This window comes from Caldisericia bacterium (genome assembly GCA_021158845.1).
Taxonomy (GTDB): Bacteria; Caldisericota; Caldisericia; order B22-G15; family B22-G15; genus B22-G15.
The window spans coordinates 1-10,311 of record JAGGSY010000179.1; the positions used below are offsets into that span (position 1 = coordinate 1).

Below are 10,311 nucleotides of genomic sequence, written 5' to 3' on the forward strand. Positions count from 1 at the left end.
CCTTTTTGGGAGGATTAAAGTAAGTTTCTTGAGGTTTGTTTTTTTATCCAAAAGGAGTGTCCTTATTAAAATTTGTTTTATGGGTTTGATGCTCCTGGAAGATATGGTTTTGGATCCACTGGCAATCCGTTGACCCTCACTTCGTAGTGAAGATGAGGATCAGTTGCGACTCCTGTCATTCCAACATATCCTATTATTTCCCCCTTCTTTACTTTCTGCCCCGGTTTCACAAGGGATTTTAAGAGATGACCATATACTGTAGATAATCCCTTTCTATGAACTATCTCCACTTCTATTCCATACCCGCCATTCCATCCAGAGAGTATAACAACACCAGATGCTGCCGCTCTAATAGGGGTACCTTCAACAGCATCTATATCCACACCGGTATGGTAATCTGGTGTTTTATAGACTGGATGGGTTCTCCAGCCAAAATCCGACTCAATGGGACCAACAACAGGCCATATGTTTGGTGTATGATCTAAAATATCATTGTACTCCTTAAGTGCCTCTTTTAAAGCAGAAAGTGACATCTCTAAATTCTTTGCCTTATCTTCAAGGCCTTTTATCTTAATCTGATTTTCTACAACTTTAGCTTCTGCACCCTCCAATGTATAGGCAATTTCCTTTTTCTTCTGTTGAAATAGTTCCTCAACACTAACAGGTACACCAGGTATCATAGCCATCTTCTTAACTTCCAATCCGAGGGAAGATAGATAGGCTATGTATTCTTCAAAGGCGTCTATCTTTGCCGATTGCTCTGCAACCTCCTTCTGAAGAAGCTCTATCTCTTTACTCTTAACCTCCGATAGAGTGCTAAGGTTCTTTGCCTTTAATGCATAAAGGGCATTTTTTGTCCTACCATAATCAACGAATATAAATGATGTGACGATTAAGAATGCAACTATCAATAAGAGGAATACATACAAATGGGTTGTATTGAATTTTAAAAGTTTAACCTTTCCCCTTCCGTTTGGTACTATTATAAGAGAGAACTCTTTATCTTTCTTCTTGTTCATTTCTTTTCTTATTATAAGATACTATACTGGTGCTGTCAAGTGGATAAAACCATTTTGAGAAAATTTTATTGTAGCTCCCGTCCTTAACCATTTCTAAAAGGATTTCGTCTATTTTTTCTAACAATTCCTTATCAGAACTTCTCACTGCAATTACATATTTTTTCTCACCAAAGAGATAATCAATCATCTTCACCTTCTTGTATCTATTGCAATAATAGGCAGCAAGGGAGTATGGAGAAACAACTGCATCCACAAAAACCTTATCAAGATCAGCCATCGCCCTCTCGATATTCTCTTCATATTCAACCCTTTTAATTCCAGGGAATAGTTCCTTTATCCTCTTTAAAATCCTCTTATCTGTAATCTCTACAACCTTCCCCTTTAAATCACTGCCTGTCTTTATTCTCCACTCCCTCTTCCTTATCACGATACTGTAACCATCAATGAAATAAGGAGTGGAAAAAGAGACTCCGTCTATGTCCTTAACTTCAAGAGAGGAAATAGCAACATCTATATCTCCATCTTTAAGTGCCATAAGAAGTTCATTCTCTGGAACATTAATAATAAATGGAGATGCTGATATTCTCTTTCCTATCTCTTTTATCAAATCCACATCAAACCCATGCTTATCTGAACACTCTATAAAAGAAAAAGGCTTGTTATTAAGATCCATCCCAACAACAAACACCTTTTTCTTTAAAATTCTCTCAAGTGTGCAATGCATAAGAGTTATATTTACATTATTCTCACCCTTTATAGCATCAATCTTCTTTGTTAGAGTCTTATACCCTTTCTTCTCAAATTTAAGGGTGTATGTCTTTTCTTCAAATGAGTCTTTAAATAAAAAATTTCCACTACTATCTGTAAACTGGGAAATTCCCAGATCCTCTATCTCAACTTTAACTCCCTCTATAGGGGAACCTGAATCATCCCTTACTCTTCCCTTTATTATAACCTCCTCCCTTCCGCATGAGGAAAGGAGGAGGGTCATAATTATAATAGGAAGGATTAACTTCTTCACGGATTAATTGTGTATGGATTTGACATCACCGGGGTTGGAGATTTACTTGTTGATACAGACAGGGTGTATGTTCCAGGGGTTGATGGATTTCTTATATTACAGAAATAGGAGAAGGATATATCTACCCTTCCACCTGAAACAATAGGGATTGGTGTGTATAGAAGTATTGACCTTGATGAGAGATAGATTATTGGATAAGAGGTTAATGGAGTGGAATTTATACTTACATTTGAAGGTGAAATTACAGATGGAAGAGATGTTCCAACAGGGAATGTTATCATTATCCAGTCTCCTGTTGAAAGAGAGGTAGATGGCGAAAGATTAAAGGAAATAAAATAGGATGCAGTATATCCTGCCTTCGGCGGATAGGGTGATACCGTTACTCCTGAAACAGGAGGTGATGGTGGGAAGTATGTATTTATGTAGGCATAGGCAACATATCCAAGAGAGGGAACTTCGCATTTGAGTGTTGCACTTGTCCCTGAGGATAGGGTAAAGTATATTGTTTTTGAACTTCCAGTTGGAGTTATGTAGCCATTTCCAGAAATTACAGTCCAGACATAGGAAACTCCATAAATTGGATTTCCACATGAATCATAGGCTTGAGCAGCGAAACTCTTTGTTTCACCAATGCTCATGGTTGTTGTTTGAGGTGTAATGACAAGCTGAGATGCAGGAGGGTATGGTGGATAAGGAGGTGAGTAGGATGTATGAATATAGCTTGAGCCATATATTGTTTTAGATGGAGTCCCATAACTTGTTGTGCATGAGACAACTGCAGTTCCTGAAAAGGCAGGGTTAAGGGTGAATGTAGCTTGACTTGTATCTGTTGGGTTAACACTCATGGTTCCAGCACTAACAGGATTCAAGCTCCATGTATAGGTAACACCTGACAGAGGATTTCCAGAGGAATCATAACCTTGTGCCACAAAGGTTTGATATGGATTAGAAGGAGAAACATAGACATCATGAGGAGTAATAACTATGGTATCAGTATAAGATGGGGTATAGGCATTTATATAAGCATAACCTACTATTCCACTTCCATCCACACGGCAGGAGATTGTAACCACTCCTGAATAAGGGGAGAGTGTGAATGTCAAAGTTTTAGTATCAGAAGACACATAAAAGGTTCCAGCAGTAACAGGAGTTACAGTCCATACATAGTTTGTTACATTCAATGGATAACCATAAGCGTCGTATGCCTGTGCTGTGAAAACTTGTGTATCTCCAGGAATCATACTAACTGATGATGGACTAATCTCCACTTTATTAACATAGTAGGGATAATATGGAGGATATGGATAGGGATAGTAAGAGTTTACATATGCATATCCAACAATTCCATATCCCAAAACCTCACATTTTATTGTTACAGTCCCTGGAGATGTTAAGGTGAAGTATCCATTTGAGGTAATAGTTCCATTTCCTGTTCCTGGAAGGACGCTCCATACATAGGTTACTCCATACATTGGATTTCCGTATGAATCATAAGCTTGTGCTGTGAAAAGCCTAGATGCACCAACTGAAAGATTCACATATTGAGGAGTTATAACCACCCTTGATACATAAGGGTATGTGGGAGGATAGTATGGTGGATTGTAGCTATAAGAGCTTGAAACTACAAGGAATGGATTTGAGTATGTTGGTCCATCAAGGGTTATACCTGTGGATGTTGTAGTCCATACCCTTACCATGTAAGTGCCTGAAGGTGTTGCTGGATTATGCACTCCTTCAATACTTATCTTGAATGAACCAAGAGAGGTTTGATTTGAGGTAACAGGTATTATCATCTGTGTTCCAGATGCTACCACTCCACTACCAGATGCAGATATGCCAGAAGCAGTTATGGGGGTTAAGGAGACAAACCTTGCGTATGTTAAATCAAAACCTGATGGGAACTCTATGTAAATTCTATCCCCAGAGATAAGCAAATTACCTCCACTGTTATCAATAACAATATCCCACTTGGCATCCATGTTGTTTATAAGATTGTCCACTCCAAAGACCTTAGGTGTAACCTTTACCTGATATAAATTACTTGCAGAAACTGTCCCTGAAAAATAGCCTATAGCAAGTAAAATCACTAACACACTTAAAACAATTTTCTTCATGTCTCCTCCTTTATATTAAAGGGAGTTAGGATACTCCTAACTCCCTGAAGGTGGATATATTATAGTTACCTTTCTTTCAGTTCCATCCCAAAGAACCTGTGCACCAAAGGCTTCAGAAATGAATCTAATTGGAACAAAGGTTCTATCCTCTCTTATTATTGGTGGTGCATCAAGTTTAACAGTCTTATCATTTATCTTTGCAGTATAGACACCGATGGTGAGCTTTATGGTTGTTGAACCCCAAACAATGGTAACTGTTCTTGTAGCTCCGTCCCATCCCACTGTTGCACCAAAGGCTTCAGAAATGAATCTAATTGGAACCATCGTTCTACCTGGAGGGAGAATGAATGGAACAACATTTTTATTACCGGGATCAACATAGGTCTTTTCATTGTCAATCATTGCCTCAGGTTTTCCTATCCATAAAAGAATTGTTTCCTTATGAACAAAGTTGGATATTGCCTTCCCTTCATTACCTGCAGGGTCTGTTGCAATAGCTGTAATCCCTATAAATCCTGGAGGAAGTTTTGTTAAAGTAAACTGGAATTTTCCATTTTTATCGGAGAATGTATCATCTTCATAGATAATACCTGTAATTGCACTCACCTTTACATGAACCTTTGAGTTGGGATCAGTCTCTCCTATAACAGTTACACTTCTTGTAGTAACAAGTCCACCTGTCTTTGGTGAAACAATCTTAACCTCTGGTGGTGTTGTATCAAGATAAACTGTGAAGGATATTTCCGCTTCATTTCCTGCAAGATCCCTTGCCTTCACAACAAAATTGTTCTCTCCCTCACTTACAGTTACTGTTAAACTCCACCTTCCCTGAGTTCCCTTTATCATCTTCTTTCCATTTATCTTTGCATCAAGGAGAGTCTCAGGAGATGAAATTACAACTTTCACCTGTTTATCCTTTACATAACTTCCATCCTCAGGTTGAACAAGACTAATCACAGGTGGTTTTGTATCCACCTTAAACTCTCTTACATGCTCATCCTCAACATTTCCAAACCTATCCTCAGCATGGTAGTAAAGCTTGTGAACTCCCTCAGGAGGGGTAATTGGACCTGAATATAGATTATCATGTCCACTGTCCCAGTGATAGTAAATCTTTGGAGAAGGATCATAGTTACTTGATGCAGAAATGGTTATTGTCGGTTTTGTTATGTAGTATCCTGAGAGACCATCTGGTTTATCTGGAGAGATCTTTAACTTTGAGACAGGTGGCTGATAAATAGTGAATGGAGCAGATTCAACAGGTGTCTTTTCAGCCGTTGTTGAAACCTTTACCTTGTATGTGGATGAAGGAGATGTGGGGTTCTTAACTCCTGCATCCTTTGTAATTACAATCTTAACTGTGGAATTTGGAAGTATATCCTTTGGTGAAGTTATCTCTATCTTTAATGAGAGAACCCTTTGAGTAACTGCAGCTACTCCATCCACGGTAACTGTTCCATTGGGTATGGATGGTGGAACAACTGTTCCGTTTGGAAACTCTACCCATATCTTTCCACCAGTGGATATTCCTCCAAGGGTTCCTGTCTTAAATGTTATCTCCCATCTTGCAATTTTACCCACAGTTGGTGGATCCACAGAGGCTAAAACTTCCTTTATCTGAGATTCTTTGATTATGTCAAATGGAGCAGTATCCACTGGTTGATTATCCTGTGATGTATATATGGTTAACTTATACTTCCCTGCCTTTGGTGGATTCACAATTCCTGCATCTTTACTAATTACCACCTCAACATTGGCACCACTTGAGAAATCTCTTGGAACAACCATTGTTATTGTTCTTGTTCCAGAATTTACATCTGGATCATCGACAAGGGGGCTTCCTCCAACAGTGATGAGGGATGCTCCAATGGATGGAGGAATATCAAAACCGGATGGGAATACAAGTGTTATTGTGTGAGCATTCTTTACAAGAGGATTACTTATCTTAAAGGAAATGGTTATATTTGAACTTGAGTTTGCCCTTGGAGGGTCAAGGGTTACTCTTCCGTTCATAACTCCAGTTCTTGCAGTTATGTTATACTTTGCAGATAGTTTCTTTACAGGATCATTTGTTGTCCAAACCTCCACCTGATAGTTGGAACCTGTTGTTGTGGGATTCTTTATCTTTGCAGTTGGTAAGAATTTAACACTTACCTCTGAATTATCACCAATATCAACAGGTGTTATTATCGTTACCTCTCTCTTGTTTGGATCAACTGCTGGAGGAGATGTTGGATTTATTGTATTTACAGTTACCGAAGCGGCATCAATAACTCCAGGAACCTCTGTTCCTGATGGGAATTTTATAATTATCTGATCAGAGCCCATAAGGAGATGACCAACAGGGGATGTAGTAAATGTTATTGTGTACTCACCAATAGCACCAGCAGATGTGGGAGAAAGTGAAACCTTTACATTAGATACTGAGGTTTGTGTAATTGTTACCTTTGGTGGATTCTCAATGGATGCAAAACTTCCCTCAGGTCCACGGGTCTTTACATCAAAGACATAATCACCAGTTGTATCTGGACATGAAACATTGTTGTACTTTATGGTGATTTGTCTATCCTTTGGCATTATATTAATTGGAATATTTATTGTGTATCCTGAAATTGTCCATGTTCCAATGGTTACACCTGTTCCAGAGGTAACAGATACATAACCCTCACCACCAGGAGATGTCTTCTGTGGCTCTGAAAATTGTGTTGGTATTATAATTTGAATCTCTCCTCCATTCATACTTGCCTTTGATTTAAATATCAAAGTGAAGTCTTTACCTGTCTCCCTTACAAAGGCAGTATCTGGAGTAATGGTGCATTCACCACTTCCATCCACAGATATCCTTATATCCTGAGTACCAGTTCTAAGTCCTGTGGCTGAAGCAGTTAAGGTATGAACACCAGGAGATGTATCCTTGTAATAGAACGTGACCTGATTTTCACCAGAATGGATTGTCACTGTGTATGAATTGGAGGTGCTCCAAGTTGATTTATCCTTTGAGAATCTTCCTGTTGGTGAGTTGGAGGTAAGATTTACAGTTGTATCTGTTGGAACATTTACAGGATTTCCATCCTGATCCTGAACCTGTACAGTTATCTCGCTGGATGGAGTATCAATGGGAACAACCTGTTCCTCTGTAATAAAGACGAGTTTGTTTCCTTCCTTTACCTCAAATGGATTTGATGTTCCTGAAATTGTTGTTCCATAGACTGTTGCTGTGGCAGTTAGAGTAACGCTTGTAGCCCTTTCAAATATCTTTACATCAGTTGATCCAGTTCCATTTGTAATGGTAAGACTTGTCTTATCAATTTTATCATTTCCTAATGAGCAGGAGAGGGAAACTGTTCCACTCCATGGAGCAAGAGAACCTGATGGAGTTTTTGCCTTCACAGTTATTGTAAATGGAGTATCAACATACTGAGGAGTGGATATAGCTGGTTCAAATACAAGCTGAGAGAAGGGTAATATTGTAAATGGATCAGAAACGCCAACTTTTCCAGAATACATAGCTGTAATTCTAACATTCTGTCCTTCTCCATTTATCTTTACATTCCCATTCCACATACCTGCTGTGAATGTAACTGTGGATGGAGTAATTGTTCCCGCACTTGAAGATAGATTCACAGTTCCATTGAATCCCGTTACAATATCACCATTCACATCAACAGCACTTATGGTTATAAAGAAATTTTCGTTTCTATACTGCGGGGAGGATATGGATGAAAAGATGAAACTTTCAACTCCACCAGTTACCTGGAATGTATTTGAAACACCACTTGCTCCAGAAATTGGATCGTAAACTGTAAGTGTTACTGCTGGATTTGGAAGATACAAAGTTACATTTCCATTCCATTCACCATTAAGGAACACAATGGTTGAGGGAGAAACTGTACCAGGACCTGTAGATGCAGAGAGATTTACAGCTGAGTTAAAGTTTATAACCTTTGATCCATAAACATCCACAGCTGTTATGTGAACAGGGAAAGATTGCTCCGCAATTTGAGGAGATGGGATTGGATCAAAGATGAAGAAAGCTGGCTGGCTTTGAGACAAACTAAACCAGTTTGAGTAACCAACTATTGTCGAATCTGTATGGTTTCTTGCAACAATTCTTACCTTTGGATTTGCAGGAGTTATGGTAACATCACCCTCCCATACCCCATTTGTTGGTGTTACATTATTTGGCGTAATAGTCAAAGGGGTTCCATCTTCTGCTTCAGCAACGAGGTCTATCTCCCCTGTTTCATTTAAAAGTAAATTTCCAACCATATCTTTTGCCAAAATTTTTATGTTGAAAGCAAGATCTGAAACTTGGGGAGCAATATTATCAAATTCATAATATTCAAGGTCTCCATACACTGGAAATGGAGTAGATGTACCACTCTTATTTAAAACTGTATCTCGTGCAGTAATTGTAACTGATGTGGATGGGAATGTTATCTCTATTAACTGTGTAACTTTTCCATCAGTAGGATCAGCATCGTTAAAACTCACACTTGTAGGATAAATCTTATCTATTCCAAGAGAACAACTCAATTTAACGGTTCCTGTATAAGGTGTTGCACCTGCTGTATCATCAATAAGATTGCTCCACTGATCCTCTGCATAGATAGTTACAGGGAAATAGACATCATAAACAACATAGGGAGGCATATCTGAGAATCTAAAATGATCCAGGCTTCCATGCCATATATCTATAGGATCAGAATAAGCTACCTCAACTCCATTGTGATTCTGGACTTTTATTGAAGCACCATCGTAGGATTTATATATTGTTACTTGTAAAGTTTTAGAAATTTCATTATTAAAACTGACTAAGGAAGGTGAAATGAGTGGGGATGGAGGGGAAGATAGAGGAAGGTGTGTCGTTCCATCAACAAGTGATATATCAAGAGTGCCACTAAACTTTGTTAGATTACCATAATCATCTCTTGCTTTGATAACAAGAGGAAAAGATTGTCCAGCAACTTTGGTCGAAACATCTGGAAATTCTAATTCAAAGGATTTTAAAGGACCTCCATTGACTATAAATGTTGAGGAATCCCCTGTATAAGTTCCATCTTCAACATGTATGGATGTCGTTTCAGCTTTATACAAAATTACTTTAATAACATCAGAAATTCCATTTGTAAAATTAACACTAACAGTCGCTTTAGTTGTAGCACAGTCAGCCTCCACTCCATTATATTGAGGTTTATTGGTGGAATCACAACAATGAGGACCACTAAAATCTAAAGTTTTATTGCCACTATAACTTGTTACTATATTGTTAAAATCATCACACGCTCTTATCTTTACCTCAAACAAAGAACCAGCATTTTGTCCAGATGGTGTTCCACTATTTCCCTTCCCATTTTCAAATGTTTGCCCAGGTAAAGTAATAACAAATTTTGATTGCGCTGCTGGATTTACAGTTATAGTGGTTGTGGCAGAAACGAGTCCTGTTGAAGAAGCAGTTATCGTCCATTCACCAGATGTTTCATCGTAATAATAAAATGGAGAGGTCTCAGAAGAACCAGAATGAATTGTAAGAGTTGTTATTGATGAACCACCAGCACTTAAACTAAACTTTCCTTTTCCATATGGAGAATTTGTTGAAAGTTTAACTGTTATTGTACCAGTTGTTACAGGATTCCCTGAAGAATCTTGTCTCTCTATTTTAAAAGTATTTGTAGACCATTGGCCTGCTGTAATAGAGGAAACTACTTGCTTAAAGACTAATTTGTATGCGGTTGATAAAACAGTAACTTTTGGAGAAGAGCTTATATCAGCAAGTGTCTCGCCGGATTCTTTTCTTGACTTTGTAGTAAATGTATACACTCCCTCAGTAGAGGGAGCAGTAACATTCTTGTATTTTATTATTATTCTGCTATCCTTATAAACTGAAAGCAGCCTTACCGTTATATTCTGACCATTTATTGTTGGTTTTATTGCTGGTCCTAAGAACATTTCATCAATATAAATTTCTCCATCATTGGTTCCAAAATAATCTCTGTTGTATTTAAAACCAAATGAAAGAACTTTATCCCTATATGAAGAAGAGCCTGGTATGTCTAAAACCAAAAAGTACCACTGGTTCGCATTAAGTACAGGAAGATTTAAAGTTATTCTTGAGTTGGATAAATTGGAATTCTCTGAAATTAAAAATTGAATATCT

The 10,311-nt window shown here is 38.1% G+C and carries 4 protein-coding genes; all 4 read right to left on the reverse strand.

Going from position 1 to position 10,311, the window contains the following annotated elements; genetic code table 11:
- Positions 1–77: 77 nt before the first annotated feature.
- Genes J7J33_06440 through J7J33_06455 form a run of 4 tightly spaced genes read right to left on the reverse strand, consistent with a single transcriptional unit; the run spans position 78 to position 10,217 of the window.
- Positions 78–1,019, reverse strand: coding sequence for a peptidoglycan DD-metalloendopeptidase family protein (locus J7J33_06440; protein ID MCD6168915.1), 942 nt, complete (start codon positions 1,017–1,019; stop codon positions 78–80).
- On the reverse strand, positions 1,000–2,040 hold the full coding sequence (locus tag J7J33_06445) for a transporter substrate-binding domain-containing protein (GenBank protein MCD6168916.1): 1,041 nt from the start codon (positions 2,038–2,040) through the stop codon (positions 1,000–1,002). The genes J7J33_06440 and J7J33_06445 overlap by 20 nt, the downstream gene beginning before the upstream one ends.
- On the reverse strand, positions 2,037–4,154 hold the full coding sequence (locus J7J33_06450) for a hypothetical protein (GenBank protein ID MCD6168917.1): 2,118 nt from the start codon (positions 4,152–4,154) through the stop codon (positions 2,037–2,039). Before J7J33_06450 ends, J7J33_06445 begins: the two co-directional genes overlap by 4 nt.
- A 36-nt stretch (positions 4,155–4,190) precedes the next feature.
- Positions 4,191–10,217: a copper amine oxidase N-terminal domain-containing protein gene (locus J7J33_06455; protein ID MCD6168918.1), complete on the reverse strand. Its 6,027-nt coding sequence runs from the start codon at positions 10,215–10,217 to the stop codon at positions 4,191–4,193.
- Positions 10,218–10,311 lie beyond the last annotated feature (94 nt).